Below are 18,250 nucleotides of genomic sequence, written 5' to 3' on the forward strand. Positions count from 1 at the left end.
AGTTCAAATTCACCCTAGACAATGCCTATAACAAAATGCCATGTAGAAAATAATTCATATATTAAAACTGGCATGAGTCCTGAAGAGTATTGTCAAATATGGGTCCCTGTACTTTACAACACTTTACCAGAACAGCGAGGATACAAAGCTCGCTGTATCGAAGAGTTAGCAAAAGTCACAGGTTTTACCGAGCAATCTATAAAAAACTGGGGAGCTGATTTCAAAGGGCATCCAGACTATGTCAAGGTCATGCTAAAACAGGCCAACATCATCAACGAATTCCGTCAGTTATTCAAAAAACACTTTGTTGATGGTACTTGACTTAATAGTAATACCTGGTTACTTTTAAGCTAAATAAAAACTACAAGGAAGTTACAAGCTTCCCTATAGCCAAAAAAGATAATTAAAAAATTCTTGAACCATGAATATAGCACATTTCGAGGATATAAATCCAGCCTCCCTACTTTTGCAATTCCAGTGGCTATCCCAAACGCAACTAGCAAAAGCCCTGGGAGTCAATCCATCTGCCGTATCGAGATGGATGTGTGGCGCAACAAACCCAAGCCGGACTATTCAACGACTAGCCTGGGAACTTTTACAGATTTTAAATAAGTGGCCACTGCCGTTCCCTCCAAAAATCGAAACAGCAGAATTGGACCCACTACAACTGCTAACAAAATTTAATATTTCCCGTTTTACATTAGCTGAAGCTCTAGGAGTTTCGGTTCGAGCTATTGGCCACTGGATTAATGGCCAGAACAAACCATCTCGAAAAGTACGCCGATTGGCCCATCAACTGAATCAAAAGTGGGTTGTACTAACCGGATAGGATGTAGTGATCGCTCCCCCGTGTAATCAAGTGCAGTTAGTTGCACTTGAGCCGAGCATCACTCCATCCGTACTTCCGTTGCATCATAGTAATATTGCATTCATGTTAAAAATCTTGAACTGCGATCGATCGTTCAAAAAATACCAAACTATACTGTATATAGCTGCAGTTGTGTTATTTCAGATCGCGAATCGTATATACAAGATTTTCAATTAACCCCCGCAACCCACCACTCTCTGATGTACACGGAATTCCCACTGTCTGCAACCAGGAAATTCTGTAAACGATATCAATAAAATTCATTATGATACATCTACAAAGCCAACAAGAGCTGGTGAGAATTCTTCAAGTCCAGCTACAGCAAGAACAAGAACGTCTAGAAGACATGAGTAATGCGGATACAAAAATTTCCGCATTAACAGGAGAGTTGGCTCCAATACTCGAAAAGTATCCCGTATATCGAGCCGATGTTGCCGAGCAACTCGGATTAATCTTACCAACATTACCGTCACCAACACTGCGAGTAATTGAAATAGTTGATGGCGATTATCGAAAAGACGAACAAAAAATGTAGTCTCGGACACAAAACCCTCAAAATATACCGAAAGTAGTAATTGTCTAGATGATAATAGTCTAGACAATCAGACAGAACTGCCTGCAACAGAGAACGCATCAAAAGATGTTGATGTAACTTGGTACAACTCCATCAGTGGAGAAGTAAGTGCAGGGAACGAACGAAGGTATTTTCGGGTACTTTGGAACAACAAACAAAATCAACATCAAGTAGGTCTCAAAAAATCTGAATCCGCCAAGAGGTGGAGTAAAGATATCAATCCCACTACTCAACCCTTAATAGATAGGGTGGAGAAAGAATTCAAACTAGGAAAACCTGCTGAAAATTTTCGACAGAAATTGTACGAAGCAGCAGAGGAAGTAGGAGGTAAGTTTACTGCTTCTTTATGTAATTTAGGTACTTCCGGCACTTTCCATCTAAATGAAACTTTTGGCGTTTTTCAGATCGAGAATGAAGATATCGAGGTAGGTCATAACGACGGTAACTTTTGGTATATCCGTCCTGGTCGCAACAAAGTTTACTGTTCTGGCGACCTTCTTGCCTTTGCTGAAATATTGAAAGGTATAAAAACGGATATAGTTTTAGCGGAGCAGAAATCAAAAGATAGCATAACTCCTCAGCTTAAGGCAGCAGAAAATACCCAAATAGACACTGCTGAGATAGTAGATGTAGCTACGGTTCCTACTGTCACTTGGTACAACAGCAGTACCGGAGAAGTAAAAAAAGGTTCTTTTAAAAGGTATTTCCGGATAATTCCGGACGATATCAAAGATGAGCATGAAATCAAGTTTAAACAAAAAACCAACTCAGGAAACTGGATTCAACCAGATAACTCTACTAAACTATTTGCGGAGGCTATCTGGGAAGAATTCAAAGCAGGTAAACCCGATGCAGTAGAAGCCATTCTACAGAGATTGTACAATGTGCCAGAAAAAGTAGGAGGTAAGTTTGTCAAAAGTCATTCAAGCTGTACTGTAGGTAAGTTGGGCACTTCTTATATCCCAAATCAAGAAAGTATTGAAGTAGGCTATAACGACGGTAGTTATTGGTATTTTCGTCCTGGGTATGAAAAAGTTTACTATTCGGGAGATGTTCATGAGTTTGCTGAAATCTTAACAGGTTTAGTAAAAAAAGAGCCACCAATATCCAATTCTTCAAAAATAGAAACAGCTAAACCAAAATCCTCAGACTGTTGGTACACACCACCAGAGATTGTTGAATTAGTAGAACTTGTGTTAGGAAAAATAGACCTAGACCCCTGTTCTGACGACGGAAAACACATACCAGCAAAATACCACAAAACCATAAGAGAAGATGGACTTGCTTGTGTATGGTTTGGGAAAGTATTCATCAACCCACCCTATAGCTGTCCTGGTAAATGGATAGAGAAACTGATTTCAGAAGTTAATGACAGTAACGTCACAGAAGCGATCGCTCTCTTGCCAGCATCAACAGATACTAAATGGTTTAAACCACTGTGGAATCAACCCATCTGTTTTTGGAAAGGAAGGATTAAATTCCTAGACGTTAATTACCAACCAAAACTACCCGCACGTCAGTCACATTGTCTAGTCTATTGGGGAGAAAATATAGAGAAATTTAGACAAGTATTTTCTCAGTTTGGAGAAGTAAAGTTACCAACAAAAAACGAATCTACACAGGTTGAAGTTGAAGTTGACCCCAAAGAAGTAGAAAAACATTAACACTCACAGAAAGAATCACACCATTACTATTAGAAAATTGGGTAATAAAAACCATAGATAATAATCAAATATTTATCTACTCATCAGACACACAAAACAGTAGTAATTGGGTAAAAGTAACTGATATTTCTCACACAGAACATGGGAAAACCTTCCCCTTCCTAGTCTCCCACGAAACCCGATTTATCAACGATGTCAAGACGATAGAAGAAGCGATCGAAAGAGCAACTTGGTGGTTTGACTGCCCTATCATTGACAACCTTGAATTGTTGATGGACACCATTAACAGTTACGACACGGACTTACTTAAAATAACTAGGGAAGAAAACTCAAACACAGCTCATATCCTGTCGGGAGAAAATCAATTAGGCACAATCTTTCTCAAAAGCAATGATACGTTAGAAATTCCAGAACGCGAATACCACCTACTCGAAGACTTGTACAGCATCGACATAGGTACTTTAATCGAAGACATCGAAAAACAAAAGCTAGGTAATTATCGTGATTATCTAACAGGAGTAAGTAGTTTAGAACAAGAATTGAACCATCTAGACACTCTCCAAAATGCACTCCACTGCCTCTCTAATCATTTGAATTTCATCGTCATCCGTCAAGGAGAAATATTTAAAGCTTACAACGGTAAAGAATGGTTAGAAAATTACTTAGGCTCCGTCAAAGTTAATGATTTAGAAATCAAACCAGACGAAGAGTTGATTAATAATCTATTAGAACAATATTCATTTCTACTCAATCAACTAACCATTGATATTATCAAAGGTGAACAATCAATTGAAATAGAAAATTACATCATCACTTCGGAACCCATCAAAGAATTACTAATTAAAGAAACCTGGAATGAACAAGACTTGGAAACTGCCAATAATCTACTCAATAAACTTGTAGAATCAACTCCACCCTGGAACGAATTGACAGAAACTATACGCCATAAACATCAAAAAATATTTGAAAAGGACCCCGAACAAACTGATGATAATGACACTAATAATGGAGGCTCCATTACTCCGACTCCCTCTCCCAAAAACCCTAACAATAATGGCAGTCAGACAATTGAATCAACAAAAGAAGAATTAGACACATTATTTTCAGCAATCCAATCATACCAAACCGACTTAAACATTCAAAAAAACAACAACAAATTAACCTTCTATCAACAGAAATACAGACTAGGTTCTGTCGAACTAAATCCAAATAAATTAGTAGCAGAAGAAGGCTTAATAGCAAACCTCAAAATCTCCTACGGAATCGACATCAAAGGTTTAATTGAATCGATAGAATTCGCATCACTTGATAATTGCTTTGAACTAGACCCATTCGAGCATATTGGCAAAAGTAATCCAGCCATCTTTATCCCTGGATGCGTCGTCGCTCCCACTTGGAAAGAGGGACGCGGACTACAAGGAGTACTACAGTTAGTCAATGGACAAGTAGCCACTATTCAATGGCTGAACTCCTTAGACCACGGGGATAATGTGCCAGAACAAGTAAACATTGGTTTGCTCCGTTATATTGCAGCTCAACAGACAGCTAAAAATGACAGCCTTCACACTGAAGCATTAAGCGATGAACCCACAGCAGAAAACTTTGCTGCACTGAAATTTGGCGGTCTGATAGCAGCAACTACTGTTAACAACACTAATACCAACAAAGAAAACTCAGAAGTCGTTGAAAATACTACTGCTTCTAGCTTTCCTGATGACAACGAAGACCTAATCTGGGAAGACCTGACCTGGATGGATGCCATCAAAGTAAAACTCGAAAAGCTCGAAGGTTTTACGGTAAGCCATGATGAGGTAGACCTCACTGCATGGCATTACGGTACAAAAGTAGGTAGCATCCACCACAACGAGGAAAACGAACTAGAAATAGAACAAAAATTAATTGGTGAACTGGCTAAATATAACTTCGACCTAGAAGCATTTTTAGTAAATCTTAATATCCCCTATAAGTTCTATCACCTCAAACCAGTCGTCATCACACCAACAACCGAACGCTCTGATCTTCAAACCTCTGAACAGGAATCTAGCAGTGAGCAAAAAATGACAAAAAAGCCTCCAGTAGAGGAATTAAACTATCAAGTAAATGGCAAAAGTATCAGCTTCGGTTTAACCCTACCACAGCTACTATCAGAACAAAAAACAGTCACGCGGAGGATGTGGAAAGATAGCTACGCCAAACGCTTCCTTAATGACTGGAATGCCAGACCGGGAGAGTTTCTCTACCCTGCACTAACGAAAAGCTATCGAGTTGGTGGTAAGCAAGTTGGTTACATCAAACTCACCCATCAACCTTACCAAGAAAAATTAGCCGATATACCCACTTCTGACTTAGCAGCAGAAGGTTTTCCAGAACTATCACGCGCAGAATTCATCAACAAATTCTTTGATGGTAACGACCAACAAATAGCATGGGTAATTCGGTTTGATTTTATCCCTAATAAGGAAAAGCCTGAAAATAACGCAGAGCAAATAGGTGAAAACTCACCATTACCATTAGACCTGCTCGACCAAATGACTGCTGTATTTGATGGGTTAGAGAGCATCCGTACCTCTCGCTCTGGAAACGTACTTTGGTTTTACCGTGGGTCTGAAAACCTCTATCCCTGTTCAATGAAAACCTTTGATGATAATACTTCCACACTTTTCCCTACTGTCAAGTTGAACGACAAAATGAAAGAACTATATGGTATTGATATAGATCGAGTCTGTTATGACTTAGAAACAGGTAAAGAGGTTAATATCAATAATTATATTGACCATAGCGTTTTGGAGCAAACAATTAAAGACAGCCACAAAAACAATGATACTATCACTTGGCAAGACTTATTAAATAATGCTGCCTACTTAGATATTACTGATAGTCAAACTTCTGATGAGTTGAACACATCCACAACCACAGAACAGTCACAGACCAATACAGAAGAACATCCTGAAAGACTACATTGGCTCAAAGACACATCAATGTTTAACCGTAGTGAGACTTACATAGTTTGGAACGGAACGCAGAAATGCGGGAAAATCAACCTTTGCAATAAAAGCAAAAACAAAGCAGGATTTGGCAAATGGTACGTCAGTCCCAACGTTTTCGGACCATACTACGACACCATCGAAAAAGCAGCGACAGCGTGTTGGCAAGACTTTATTTCCCAAAATGCTGAACAGACGGCAACACAAGAAGACTTAATACCTTTCTAAAACAATTAATAATTAACAATTAATAATTAATAATTAGGAATTAAAAATCATGGAAAAAATAATGTAATCCAAAACAAATCTTTCAAATTTGCACTACGAATAGTTAAGTTATCACAATATCTAAACCAGGATAAAAAAGAGTATGTTTTATCAAAACAAATACTTCGGAGTGGTACAGCAATTGGTGCTTTAGTGCGTGAATCTGAATATGCGGAAAGCCGTGCTGACTTTGTGCATCAACTGCGGATTGCCATCAAAGAAGCTAACGAAACGCAATATTGGTTAGAGCTATTACATCAAGCTGATTACATTAATAAAAAAGGTTTTAAATCAATTAATCAAGACTGTATTGAAGTCATAAAAATCTTAATCGCAATCATCAAATCAACAACAAAAAATAATTATTAATTGTTAATTACTAATTGTTAATTATTAACAGGAGTGCCAAAGTCAAATGAATCCACATTTTATTAACAATACCAACGTCAACAACAATTCCGACAACACGACAGAAACAGAATCACAACAATGTATGAGTGATAGCGTTACCAAATCTTATAACACCTTTTCCGGTGACGAGCATCTACCCGAAGGCCATATAACAACCCATCCCTTTAGTCTTACTCTAGAGGAACTTTCAAGCTTGCTTAACAATGGCCAGGAATCCAGTGAAAGTGTAACTACGAAACCAGAGGCAATTTCTCAAAACCTACGAGTCACCCACCATCAGGATTGTAGCGGTTCCACAGAGGACTCTAGGGAACTGTCACAGTCCAAACCAGCAGAAAACAGTGAATGCCTCAATCAATCAACAATCCCTGGCCTAATTCAAGATGGCCTACCAAAACAAAAAAAATCTGAAACTCTACAAACCAGACTTAATCAGGACTCTAGGGTTTCTACTGAGTACTCTATAGAAAAATCTCCCAACAAACCAGTTGGGGGCAGTAGAAAAAACAACAAATCCACATCTGTTGGCCAATTATCTGATAGTCCAATTAATTGTGAAAAAGCTCAACTTCTGAAAACTTTACCAAACAAAGACTCTAGGGTTTCTACTGAGTACTCTATAGAAAAATCTCCCAACAAACCAGTTGGGGGCAGTAGAAAAACAACAAATCCACATCTGTTGGCCAATTATCTGATAGTCCAATTAATTGTGAAAAAGCTCAACTTCTGAAAACTTTACCAAACAAAGACTCTAGGGTTTCTACTGAGTACTCTATAGAAAAATCTCCCAACAAACCAGTTGGGGGCAGTGGATGGCTTCATAAATACACAAAATTAATCGAAACAAAGACTGGAGTTGTTGAATATCCCCGTGTCAAAGAAGGTCAACGTTCTCAATACAATCCTAAACACTGGTATTGGAACTACTGCTGGCATAAGAAAGGGAAAAACGGTAAACCTTTGTACAAAAAGGGCAAAGCAGTAGTCTCCTCAGTCGGATGTCCGATCAAAAGGTAAGAGCAGCTAGTAGTGCGATCGCTGCCAAACTACCACATCGCCAAATTTTAGAAATAATCAAAGGCGACAACTCCCCACCCACATAGACTTTCACCATTATACATCTTAATACAACAACCCATCACTTCTGAAAATTTTTTAATCACTGAAAACTTATGAATTTACCATCAGTAGCATCTCAAACAAAACTGCTGCAACCCTCATTGTTACAGCAGCATACTCAAAAACCTGGAAGAAGATCAACAATTATCTCTAAACCTCATTATAGCATCATCACAAATTCCCCAACTCAGAGATTACCAGCTCCAAGTTATTGACGATCTATACAAGTTCATCAAGCACAACCACCGCCGAATATTAATTGTCGCCCCTACTGGAGCAGGGAAAACTATAATTGCTGCTTCCTTCATACATCAAGAATATTCCAGTGGTAAAACTATATTGTTCATCGTTCATCGTGATGTGCTTATCAAGCAAACACTAAATAAATTTGCTAACTTCGGCATTGAATGTGGAGTCATTGCTGGAGGCTACAAAGAAACTCGCTCTGCCAAAGTTCAGATAGCCAGCGCACAAACTCTCAGTCGAAGGAAAATCAATTGGTTTGCTCCTGACATTGTATTAATAGATGAAGCACATCAAACCGCCTGGAACAAAGTAGTAAAGAGACAATTAGAAAATTACCAAGGTGAATTTGGCAATACCACCTTTATAGGTCTCACCGCTACTCCCTGGAGACTTTCAAAACGAGAAGCAATGTCAGACCTATTCGATACCCTCATTGCAGCTCCAACTCCAGGCGAACTTATCCTCAAAGGATACTTGACACCCCCAATTTACTACAGTGTTGATGGTGCTGACCTCAAAGGAGTGCGGACTGTAGCAGGTGATTATGATAACTCTGAGTTAGTAGTACGTTGCAATGTGCCAAAGGTCGTCGAAACTCTAGTCTCCGAATGGAAGCGATTAGCCAACGGTAGATTAACCATTGGCTTTGCTGTAAATGTAGCACACGCAAAAGCGATCGCCACTGCCTTCAATCAAGCTGGCATCCCCGCAGCAAGTGTAGACGGCACCATGCCCACAAAAATGCGAGAAGTAATTTATTCACAATTACAATCAGGACTCATCAAAGTCTTAGCAAGTTGTGAGGCATTGGGAGAAGGTTTTGATGTCCCTGCCATTTCTTGCGTTTTATTATGTCGTCCCACTAAATCTAAGGCTAAGGCATGGCAACAGATAGGCCGTGCAGCAAGACGCTTTAAGGGTAAACATGACTTCTTAATTCTAGACCAAGCAGGGATAATCGCACGATTTGGTTTCATTGAGGATACCACAATATTTACCCTGGGGAAATCCGACAACACCCCCACTGGTGTAGCTCCCACAAAAATTTGTCCGAGTTGTAACGCCATAAATCGCAATTTCGACAAGGTGTGTAGCTGTTGTGGCTATCAATATCCAGCAGCACCATTACCTAAACTTTTACCTACTCAAGAGTTCAAACTATTACGCTGCACGGCAGATAAGGTCAAGCAATATCGCCATTACCATGAACTGCTCACAGAAGCTTACCATCGAGGACTAAAATCTAATTGGGCAGATAAACAATACCAAATTCATTATGGATACTGGCCTCCCTACAAATGGATGCACGGTGCCATATTTGGTTCGCAACCTACTGTGGCTGACAAAGTTGCGTATCAAAAATATTTACTCCGCCTGATGAAAGCCGACGGTCAGTGCATAGGTTGGGTTGAACACCACATGAAGATGATTTTTGGCGATCAAACATCCGTTCCGCTCCGCGATAACTATGTTTAGCTACGCTATCGCGTGTGAAGATAAGGCTTGAAAAGAAAAAAAACTACGGGACTAACACCCCCGTAGAGAAAACAAACAAAAATGAAAAAACTTATGAACAAATTATTGCACAAACATCAAAATTCTGCAACTACTACCCTAATCTCCGCTGTCAAAACTTCTTTACAGGAGGAAGTGTAAAATGGATTGGAAAATATTTAATCGCCACCCCAGAGCCTCAGAAATAGCAGAAGGTTTAGGAATTATCCCTCCTAACTTGGCATTAACACCAGTAAGAGAAAAACGCCCCTATAGAAGTAACTGGCAACATGAAGAGCCAGTTAGTAGGGAAGCGATCACTACTGCCATAACCCAAGGGCAAGATTTAGTCAGTAAAAAAGGTAAACCATATACAGCTTTTGATTCTGGATATGGGGTAAGACTAGGTGAGATATCCGATGGACTGCTGGCCATAGATGTAGATGGCGCTAGTGCCGAACCTATTCTCAAGGCTATTTGTCCAGATTTACCTAAATCTGTAAGTTGGACATCAGGAAAACCAGGACGGTATCAAATAGCATTTCAAATCCCGCCGGAGTATAGGGAAAAATTAGCCAACTTTACCCGAGCTGTAGTCCGAGAGTGGAAGGGCTTAAAAACTGACACAGACGAACTTTTAGAATTTCGTTATAATTATTGCCAGTCCGTTCTGCCGCCCTCCTACCATCCAACAACTGGTAGATATAGCTGGGTAAATTCCCCAGCAGATACAGAAGTAGCGATTGCCCCACAACCTATCCTAGATGTACTCCTAGAACTAGCCGACAAGGAAGCTAAGGCCACCACTGAAGCTGAGGTGAAAAAGGCAGAACGCGCGCGGTACTTAGAGCAACGTAAACTAGAAAGACAAGCCTTACCTACTCTCAGCACTGCTGACTCCTTAGCCGATATCCTAGAGCTGGACATCCTCCCCAGGCTAAATACAGAAGATATATATAATTGGAGCGAGCATCAATTTAAAAAGCATGGGCCCAATAAATTAGTTGGTTACTGTCCACAACACAACGGGTCTAGCGGTACGGCATTTCAAGTAAATACAAAAGACAATTCCTGGTATTGTCATGGTTGTCAGGAAGGCGGTCATCCTGTTCAATATCGTTGGTTTTTGAAAGGTGAGCATGGCACACCTACAGGCAAGGATTTTGTGGAGATAGTTGAAGAGTTGGCTGACGATGCTGGCGTAGAACTGCCGGAGTGGAAACCACCGCAGAAACAAAGTCAGTCTAAATTAATACCTGAAACTGAATACAACTTCAAACACAAGTTCCCACGTCTACTAAAAGATACAGTCAGTAATCTGGCTCAAGATCTTAAAGATAAGGTAGCCAGACCTGCTTATAAGTATTTCCGTCGGAATGGCAAACTACCACCCGCGCCAGAGCTACACCCCAAAGAAAAACAACGTATTCGTCAAGCGAATGTTGCAGAAGCAAAACATTTAGCAGAAACTACTACAGCAATAGTTAAATGGGAACCGCCTTTACTATTAGGTAAAATTCAAATTAGATTAGGAGATGATCCTAATAACTGGAATGTACCAACAGACTTTGAAGATTGGAAAAATCAAGGTAGTCCAGCTTATGTAGTTCCTCCAGGGATGAGGAATATTTTTGAAGCTCTTATGGTCAAACGCGGTATCAAAAATTTGTTTGACTCTAGTGGTACTGGTACTGGCAAAAGCCATGACACAGGTAATTTACCACCTTATTTGGGAATCAATCCCCATACACAAAAAAAATCTGAAGACGACCCTACTCTCTACTATATTTGTGACGACCCGCGTAACCCCACTACAGAAAGCATTGAGAGTAATTCGGTTGTTTTGCCATCTCGTCATAGTGGTTTAGTTGAAGATACTACCAAGCAAACGCCTTTGGGATACCCTCATATCCGCCGACCTAAAGGTAAGGAAGAGCCTACTATAGAAGCATCTTGCATCAGAGAAGCTATATTTAGATATTTCCCCGAATTTAAAAATCGGACTCTATTCGGCGGTAAAGCTTCTGCTGGATGCCAAGGATGTCCCAAGTTGTTGAATGAGGACGGTAAAGTAGTTTGTCCACTGCTGGTTGGGCGCTGGAAAACTAAACAATACGCACCATTTATCCGTTCTCATCCTCAACAGCTCTCTACACTATCTGAAACAGATATTGCAGTAGTAGATGAAGCTGCCAAGATTCTTAAATCAACAAAGGACATATTTGTAGGTAGTGAATCATTAAATGAAGCTTTCTATGAATTAGGAACTAACCTCATAAAGCATCAAGTAGATGGCCTGCATTATGGCAATGCTATCTTCCGCGCTCTCTCTCCTTTAATCCAAATAATGAAGGAAATGATGGTATTTATAGATTCCACTCCCAACATTAAGAAAAATGGATTGAATCATAATGAGTTTATTAATTTAATGTTTGAGAAGTTAGCCGATCTTTATTGTAGTCATGGTCTAATTACAGAGCAAGAAAAAACGCTTTTTTTAGAAGCTAAATCAGGCAATTCTAATTCCAGTGATGTACTTCAATTAAAAAGTATTAAAGGTTCATGGATAGAAAAATTAATTAATCGTGCTTTGTGGAATTTATCTGCTGTTGAATTTTTAACTAAAACTGATACAAATATTTGGGGAGAAGTTCGGGTATTTGGAAATAAGGATATTAGGGTTGTCAATGTAAGTCCTACTGTTGAAGATGTAGTTCAAATCCTCAAAGAAGTATATAAACCAAACTTAGAAAATTTGATTGAGGATGATAATTTGCCTTGGGAAATCCAACGAAAACGGATTGATGAAAAGTGTAAATTAAACTTTGTTACTCCACTACTAAATGTTCTGACTGGAAGTAGGGGATATATCCAAGCTAAAAGCTATGGGTTTTATATAACTCAGTCAGATAACCATGTAAAGCGGAGTCTTTTCAATGCTCAGAGTATTATCTATAAGGACGCAACAGCACGACCTGAAGATATAGCTATGCGTATAGGTGTTGATTCTGAGGATATCCTGGAATATAAAGTCGCTACACCTGCTGCTACTAATTTAGTTATTAAATTAGTAGGTGGTTTCGGTAGTTGTGGAGCACAACGGGATAGTAAGGAACAGAGAGAAAAGGGATTGAGTGAAGCTTCGCTACCAAAACGATTAATCAAAGGTGTAGAAAAAATTATAGCGGATTCCATATCTCTTACAGCACAGCTTGGTAAAAAGGCGAAAATAGCTTTGATTGATTTTCAGGGGCAACTCTCTAATTATAAAGATATACAAGGGATTGATTATTTTGGTTATTGGTGGCGAGATAACCGAGGAACTAATATACTCCAGGACTATGACGTAATCATCGCTATAGGCAACCCTACGGCAAATCTAGGTGCTAAGGCGGCTTCCTTTAGAACTTTGACTGGTAAGTATGCTAATCCTGCTAACCCTACTGAGGAGTTTAAGGAGTATATCCAGCATTCTGTGGTCAGTGAAAAATTACAGTTAGTCGGTCGTCTCAGAGCGCATTTACAGCCTCACAAACAGAAGGAAGTTCATCTACTGGGGGATTATTCGGAACATTTGATTTGGCAGCTAAAAGATAAATTTCCCGGATGCCAAATCAATAAAATGATGGCTTATGATTTATGTCCCGAAGCTGCAACCCGACGAGACCTTGACACTAAGATGGCCATTGAACTGGGTATGAAGTTACTACGTTTTGGTCAAAAAGTAACCCAGGAGAAAATAGCTAAGGAGATGGGATGTAGTCAAAGTTGGGTGAGTAAGATTTTTAAGAAGTTGTCTCCTGAAGGGGGGTATAAGGAGACAATTAAATTATTCCACTCCCTTAATAATCTATTTTTAAGGAAGTGGAATAATTCTGATAATCCCATGGATGGGTTATCTGATGAAGTTAGGTGGATAGCTGAGACTTATTTTCCAGCGTTGGTATCTGACTTGATAAATGGTGATGAACTACCGTCAGATTTGATTGAGGTGGTGGACATAGCTAGGGAGGATTTTGGAGCTGATTTGTTCAAGTTGTTGGATATTGATACAGTTTTTGATTTTATTATGGGGTTGGTGGGGCAACTTCCTGGGGATTTGAGGCAGTTGTTTGAGGATATATTGGGGCCACCACCAGATTTTGCTTCTGGGTGACTAGATTTTATAGCAAAAATTAACAAATTAACCTACTTTGGAAGTAGGCAGGGCGGAGCTATGCTCTTAATCGTTAATCGCTATACCAAGCGGGTTCATTGTAGTGGCGCATACGAGTGGGTTTTTTTGTAGAGATGACGTGTTCTGATTCATCACCTACAACTTCATTCATTTGGTTTTCTTCAATTTGGTCTAATATCTGGGCATATTTAATGCCTAATTTAGAGTATCCTGAGTTCCATAATTTCCACTCTTCATAAGTTTTATAGGGTCTGTCTTCTACAATTTTTCTGCACTCATCCAGTGTAGAACATCCTTTAGCACCAGGAAAAGAACGATGCCTGACTCTAGGATACCATTTCCCATTTTTCTTATATGCTGTAGCTTCATAGGACTTGGGAGCTTTCATGATTAAAGCTGCTTCATTACCTTTTTTAGAAGTAAAATATACATATCCTTTTCCTGTACTCCAAGCTTTCCAGTTATCTGAGGCTAAAATTTTATCGCAGCGTTTTTTTAAATATAAGAAAGTGCATTTATCTTTGGCATCGTAGTCACCAATCCAGTTTAAGACTTCATCTGAACTCATCCCTAATTCTTTTAATTGTTTCCGAGTATAATAAACGTCTCGATTTATTACTTTTTTTCCCATATTATTTACCTCCAAAATATAATGTGACCGCACAGGCCATTAGGTTTAACTAGCTATTAATAGTACCATCCATCCTATCAAAAATAGGAATTGTTCTATTTTAGACTATTTATATAGTATAACAAAAAATCTAAGAACTAATCAAATAAAAGTGAAGATGTCTTTACCATTCTAGACATGGATGGCACCATTCGTAAATCTAAGTATACTTCATATTGATATTAACTATTTATATTTTTAATTGATAATTTAGTAGTAGATATATCCAGATACAGTAGACTATTAATTGTTAATTAGCTAATTGATATTGTCGGACATTTTCTCCTAAAGTTGTCTCTAAAAAATTGTAACATATACCACTTAAAAATGTTATAATTATAGTCGAAAGCAGACAAATAAAGATGGCAGTCAATATAAAATCCGTACATCACTATTTTACATTGTTAATTATTAATTGAGGATATAAACACTATGAAATTTGTAAGTCCTAAGATAGATTATGCTTTTAAAAAAAATCTTCGGTTCACAACAAAGTCAAGATATCTTAATTAGCTTTCTCAATGCCATAATTTATGGGGGGAAAAAAAATATTCAGTCTTTGACAATTGTTAATCCTTTTAATCCTGGTCAATTGCTCAGTTTGAAAGATACATATTTAGATGTAAAAGCTGTTTTAGTTGATGGTTCTGTTGTAGTGATTGAAATGCAGGTTGCTAGAATGGCTGGTTTTAATAAACGAGTAGCTTATAACCTAGCTAAAGCTTATGCAAATCAATTAGAAACAGGAGAAGATTATCTCTTACTTAATCCAGCTATAGCAGTAACAATTACGGATTTTATTTTGTTTGAAAATAATGAGGATGTAATTAATAAGTTTGTTTTTCAACAAGAGACTAAAAAAATTAAATTTTTGGAAAAAGAGTTACAACTATTTTTTGTAGAATTGCCCAAGTTTAAGAAAGATTTGTCTGAGTTACATAGTTTAAGTGATAAGTGGATTTATTTTCTCAAAGGTGCTAGCCGCTTAGATGAGATACCGGATAATTTAAGAGAAGTTTCGGAAATAGAAAAAGCTTTAAATATTGCTAATAAAATTAACATGACAGCGGAGGAGTTAGACATAGTTGAGCGTCGAGCAATAGCAATGCAAGATGAGAGAGGACGGATAACTTATGCGGAATAACAAGGGGAGCAAAGAGGGGAACAAAAAGGCCAACAAAAAGGGAGAGCGCAATTAATAATACGTCAATTAAAAAAGCGTTTTGGAGAAATTCCAGAGGCAATAAGTAGTCAAATTGAGGATTTATCAGTTGCAGATTTGGATAATTTAGGGGAAGATTTTTTAGACTTCAATAATTTGGAAGATTTGTTGAGTTGGTTGCAGGAACGCTCCTAAATCAATAGACTTGTCGCTTTATAACTTAAAAAATCCCCAAAAGCCTTGTTCTATAAGGGTTGTAATCATTTGCTACTAAAATGCCAGGGAATGATTGCTCTGTCTAGGTTGGAGCGATTTTTTTCCTCTATTTAGCGACAAGTCTAATATTTATCAGATTGTTGACATTTATACCAGCACCATAATTTGAATTTGGTGTCATATGGGAATGCCAACTAACTAATATGCTATCATTATAATATAAACCTGCTACTTAGTTAGGCTTTAGTATTGTTCGTACAATGTGCCATGTGTAACCGTATTATTCAAATAGGTAAACCCAAAAGCTACAAACTTGAAATCTAGTTCACTCCACTCAGGGGAGTTGTCGCGATCGCTCCTTTCATGCAACAAAGCCCCTGTTAAATATATTAATAGTAGATAGGAAGCGATTATGAAGTATGCAGAATCAATTTTACTAGCAGGTGAATTAATACCTGCTGACAAAGCAGATCACAACACTTATAAAGAATTGCTTTGCAGATGCCCAGAGTGTGGCCATGAGGTATTCTTGAGCAGGGAACATGAACGAAATTACAAATCAGGTAAAACTGCTCAAATACCTAATACCTGGAAGCATTTTAAAGAAGTGCCTGAATTATCTGCCTCACGTTGTGAGGCTAGGGTAGGGAGATATAGCTATAAATCAATTCAAAGGAAAAATAGTGTGGCGCGAAAACAGCGGGTTAAATTCTACCAGGAAAAATTGTTTTACATAGTTCTTAATCACTGTCTTCAAGAAGCAGGCACTAGCAGACAAGAATTTGAAAATCACAACAAAGCAATATGGTCAACTCCGGCTCATGTGTCAATAGCTACTGTGGTCAAAAGTAACTTGAAAGAAAACCAGTTGAGATTGAATTTATTGGTAGATAACATCATTGACTCTGAGAGCTTTGTAAATGACAACCCGAATCTTTTTGAACTGTATCAAAAGGGCTTGACCTCAGTAGTTAATGTTTTTATTGTCAAAGTGGCAAAAGAAGCTATTCAATACGCTATTACCAGGTTAGACAAAAACCTTCTGAATAAGTTAATTACTATTTGCATTGCTCGTACCAATGCAATTTTAAACCTAGATTTATTGGTAAGGGTATTTAATGAGGAGATATGTTCCCTTGAGTATGAAAAAAATCAACTCTATATATCCTATGATGCAGATTATAAGGATTCTGTCCTTAAATTATTGGAAGAACTCCAGATTTTAGCTGCCGTTAATTTCTGCAAGATGTTCCTGGAAATATCTTGGATTGATGAGCTTGGCATATATAAGCAACGTCACAGTTTATCAGACGTAGGGTTTGGTTGATTTATCTAACTCTTGGCGACAAAATTAACGCTAATTGATCATTTCTGATACCAATTTCGAGATGTTTTTGTTGCAACTCTAATAACTCTACTAAAACTTTAAACTGGTAGTAGTATCGGCTCTAATGACCCTCGTCCGGAATCAATTTTTGTTGGTATAGCTTGGTTATTGATGATGTTCAAACTATGACATACAAGGTTATTTATTTTAAATATTAACTCTCGATCTGAATTAGTAAGGCTTACTAATTCATGTCTTTCATCAAGTACATAATTTCGATATTTGATGCACGAACACCAATTCTGACCAATTGTATCAAAAAAAGCAATTTGAATCATAATATCATAATCATTTTGATCTTCCCAGTCCTCATTAATACCACTAATACGTAGAACATATTCTCCCTGTTTTTTAAAATATTCGCGAGAAGTATTTTCGTACCCTCTTAAAAAACAATTTACAACACAGTAATCTGCGTAACCTATTCCATATCCAGTAGATAAAGCATGATTTTTTCAAACAATAATATAAATTTTTCAACGGGGATTTGTTGATTTTGAAATAATTTCACTTCTTTTGTTAATGGTTGATTTTGATAGCGGGCCATCAATTTATTATCTACATAATAAATTGGCGCTGCTTTAGTCAAGCACCATGAATTATGTGCATGACTGTTATTCATAAAAACAGGATCGGCTATTTTTTGATACTTAAATAATTCATACGACCTGCACCAATAGTAGTGTAATAGACAATTATATTTGCTAGTTCATCCCAAGATATATAATTGTTATTTATCTTGTATGGGCGTTTTGTTTTTAAAGTGTTTAAGCTTGTTAGTGCATCTCTTTTTATAGAACTGTTTTGTTGCCACAACTTATTAATATGTTCAAGTCTCAAAGTTTGTATAGACTTTTTTGAAAATTTATAGTCTGCATCGGTTATTAATTGCTGTTTAGGGATTTTGCCATAATTTTTGTCTAATGCTTTTCTACGTTTTGCTTCACCCATACAAAAATCCTCCTAAATGTATTGCGAACGCTCTCCACAAAACCTGATATTTTTAATAGG

Annotated in this window: 15 protein-coding genes; 12 read left to right on the forward strand and 3 right to left on the reverse strand. The window is 37.9% G+C overall.

Annotated elements, in window-relative coordinates; genetic code table 11:
* Positions 1–21 precede the first annotated feature (21 nt).
* The 9 genes from SAGCYANO_RS42105 to SAGCYANO_RS42145 all read left to right on the forward strand — a co-directional run bounded on the left by SAGCYANO_RS42105 (position 22) and on the right by SAGCYANO_RS42145 (position 13,783).
* Entirely contained in the window at positions 22–321 is a 300-nt protein-coding gene (locus SAGCYANO_RS42105) for a hypothetical protein (RefSeq protein ID WP_202219500.1), read from the forward strand.
* Positions 322–421: 100 nt separating this feature from the next.
* A complete protein-coding gene (locus SAGCYANO_RS42110) occupies positions 422–829 on the forward strand; it encodes a helix-turn-helix transcriptional regulator (RefSeq protein ID WP_202219499.1) in 408 nt (135 codons plus the stop codon).
* Positions 830–1,133: 304 nt separating this feature from the next.
* The gene (locus SAGCYANO_RS42115; RefSeq protein WP_202219498.1) at positions 1,134–1,403 is read left to right on the forward strand and encodes a hypothetical protein; all 270 of its coding nucleotides are present in this window, start codon (positions 1,134–1,136) and stop codon (positions 1,401–1,403) included.
* Positions 1,404–1,690: 287 nt separating this feature from the next.
* The gene (locus SAGCYANO_RS42120) at positions 1,691–3,106 is read left to right on the forward strand and encodes a DNA N-6-adenine-methyltransferase (RefSeq protein ID WP_202219497.1); all 1,416 of its coding nucleotides are present in this window, start codon (positions 1,691–1,693) and stop codon (positions 3,104–3,106) included.
* A 272-nt stretch (positions 3,107–3,378) separates the two neighbouring features.
* A complete protein-coding gene (locus tag SAGCYANO_RS42125; RefSeq protein ID WP_202219496.1) occupies positions 3,379–6,318 on the forward strand; it encodes a hypothetical protein in 2,940 nt (979 codons plus the stop codon).
* Positions 6,319–6,384: 66 nt separating this feature from the next.
* Positions 6,385–6,726 carry a four helix bundle protein gene (locus SAGCYANO_RS42130; protein ID WP_255502901.1) on the forward strand — a complete coding sequence of 114 codons (342 nt, stop codon included), beginning with the start codon at positions 6,385–6,387 and terminating at the stop codon, positions 6,724–6,726.
* A gap of 46 nt (positions 6,727–6,772) precedes the next feature.
* Complete coding sequence (locus SAGCYANO_RS42135) at positions 6,773–7,498, forward strand: hypothetical protein (RefSeq protein WP_202225459.1); 726 nt, start codon at positions 6,773–6,775, stop codon at positions 7,496–7,498.
* Between the two features lie 566 nt (positions 7,499–8,064).
* The gene (locus SAGCYANO_RS42140; protein WP_255502487.1) at positions 8,065–9,609 is read left to right on the forward strand and encodes a DEAD/DEAH box helicase; all 1,545 of its coding nucleotides are present in this window, start codon (positions 8,065–8,067) and stop codon (positions 9,607–9,609) included.
* A 181-nt stretch (positions 9,610–9,790) separates the two neighbouring features.
* On the forward strand, positions 9,791–13,783 hold the full coding sequence (locus SAGCYANO_RS42145) for a bifunctional DNA primase/polymerase (protein ID WP_202225460.1): 3,993 nt from the start codon (positions 9,791–9,793) through the stop codon (positions 13,781–13,783).
* Between the two features lie 73 nt (positions 13,784–13,856).
* Here the strand turns inward: SAGCYANO_RS42145 and SAGCYANO_RS42150 are convergent, their stop codons facing one another.
* A complete protein-coding gene (locus SAGCYANO_RS42150; RefSeq protein WP_202225461.1) occupies positions 13,857–14,435 on the reverse strand; it encodes a hypothetical protein in 579 nt (192 codons plus the stop codon).
* Between the two features lie 499 nt (positions 14,436–14,934).
* On the opposite strand from SAGCYANO_RS42150, the gene SAGCYANO_RS42155 reads away from it, so the two are divergent.
* The 3 genes from SAGCYANO_RS42155 to SAGCYANO_RS42160 all read left to right on the forward strand — a co-directional run bounded on the left by SAGCYANO_RS42155 (position 14,935) and on the right by SAGCYANO_RS42160 (position 17,179).
* Positions 14,935–15,618 carry an Rpn family recombination-promoting nuclease/putative transposase gene (locus tag SAGCYANO_RS42155; protein ID WP_375340102.1) on the forward strand — a complete coding sequence of 228 codons (684 nt, stop codon included), beginning with the start codon at positions 14,935–14,937 and terminating at the stop codon, positions 15,616–15,618.
* A gap of 57 nt (positions 15,619–15,675) precedes the next feature.
* Positions 15,676–15,831, forward strand: a complete 156-nt coding sequence (locus SAGCYANO_RS51205; RefSeq protein WP_375340103.1) for a DUF4351 domain-containing protein — start codon at positions 15,676–15,678, stop codon at positions 15,829–15,831.
* Between the two features lie 433 nt (positions 15,832–16,264).
* Positions 16,265–17,179 carry a hypothetical protein gene (locus tag SAGCYANO_RS42160; RefSeq protein WP_202225462.1) on the forward strand — a complete coding sequence of 305 codons (915 nt, stop codon included), beginning with the start codon at positions 16,265–16,267 and terminating at the stop codon, positions 17,177–17,179.
* Between the two features lie 481 nt (positions 17,180–17,660).
* Here SAGCYANO_RS42160 and SAGCYANO_RS42165 read toward each other — a convergent pair whose 3' ends face one another.
* Positions 17,661–17,861 carry a hypothetical protein gene (locus SAGCYANO_RS42165; RefSeq protein ID WP_202225463.1) on the reverse strand — a complete coding sequence of 67 codons (201 nt, stop codon included), beginning with the start codon at positions 17,859–17,861 and terminating at the stop codon, positions 17,661–17,663.
* A 14-nt stretch (positions 17,862–17,875) separates the two neighbouring features.
* Positions 17,876–18,190, reverse strand: a complete 315-nt coding sequence (locus tag SAGCYANO_RS42170) for a hypothetical protein (RefSeq protein ID WP_202225464.1) — start codon at positions 18,188–18,190, stop codon at positions 17,876–17,878.
* Positions 18,191–18,250: the final 60 nt, after the last annotated feature.

This window comes from Okeania sp. KiyG1, assembly GCF_014132355.1.
In the GTDB taxonomy this organism is placed as follows: Bacteria; Cyanobacteriota; Cyanobacteriia; order Cyanobacteriales; family Microcoleaceae; genus Okeania.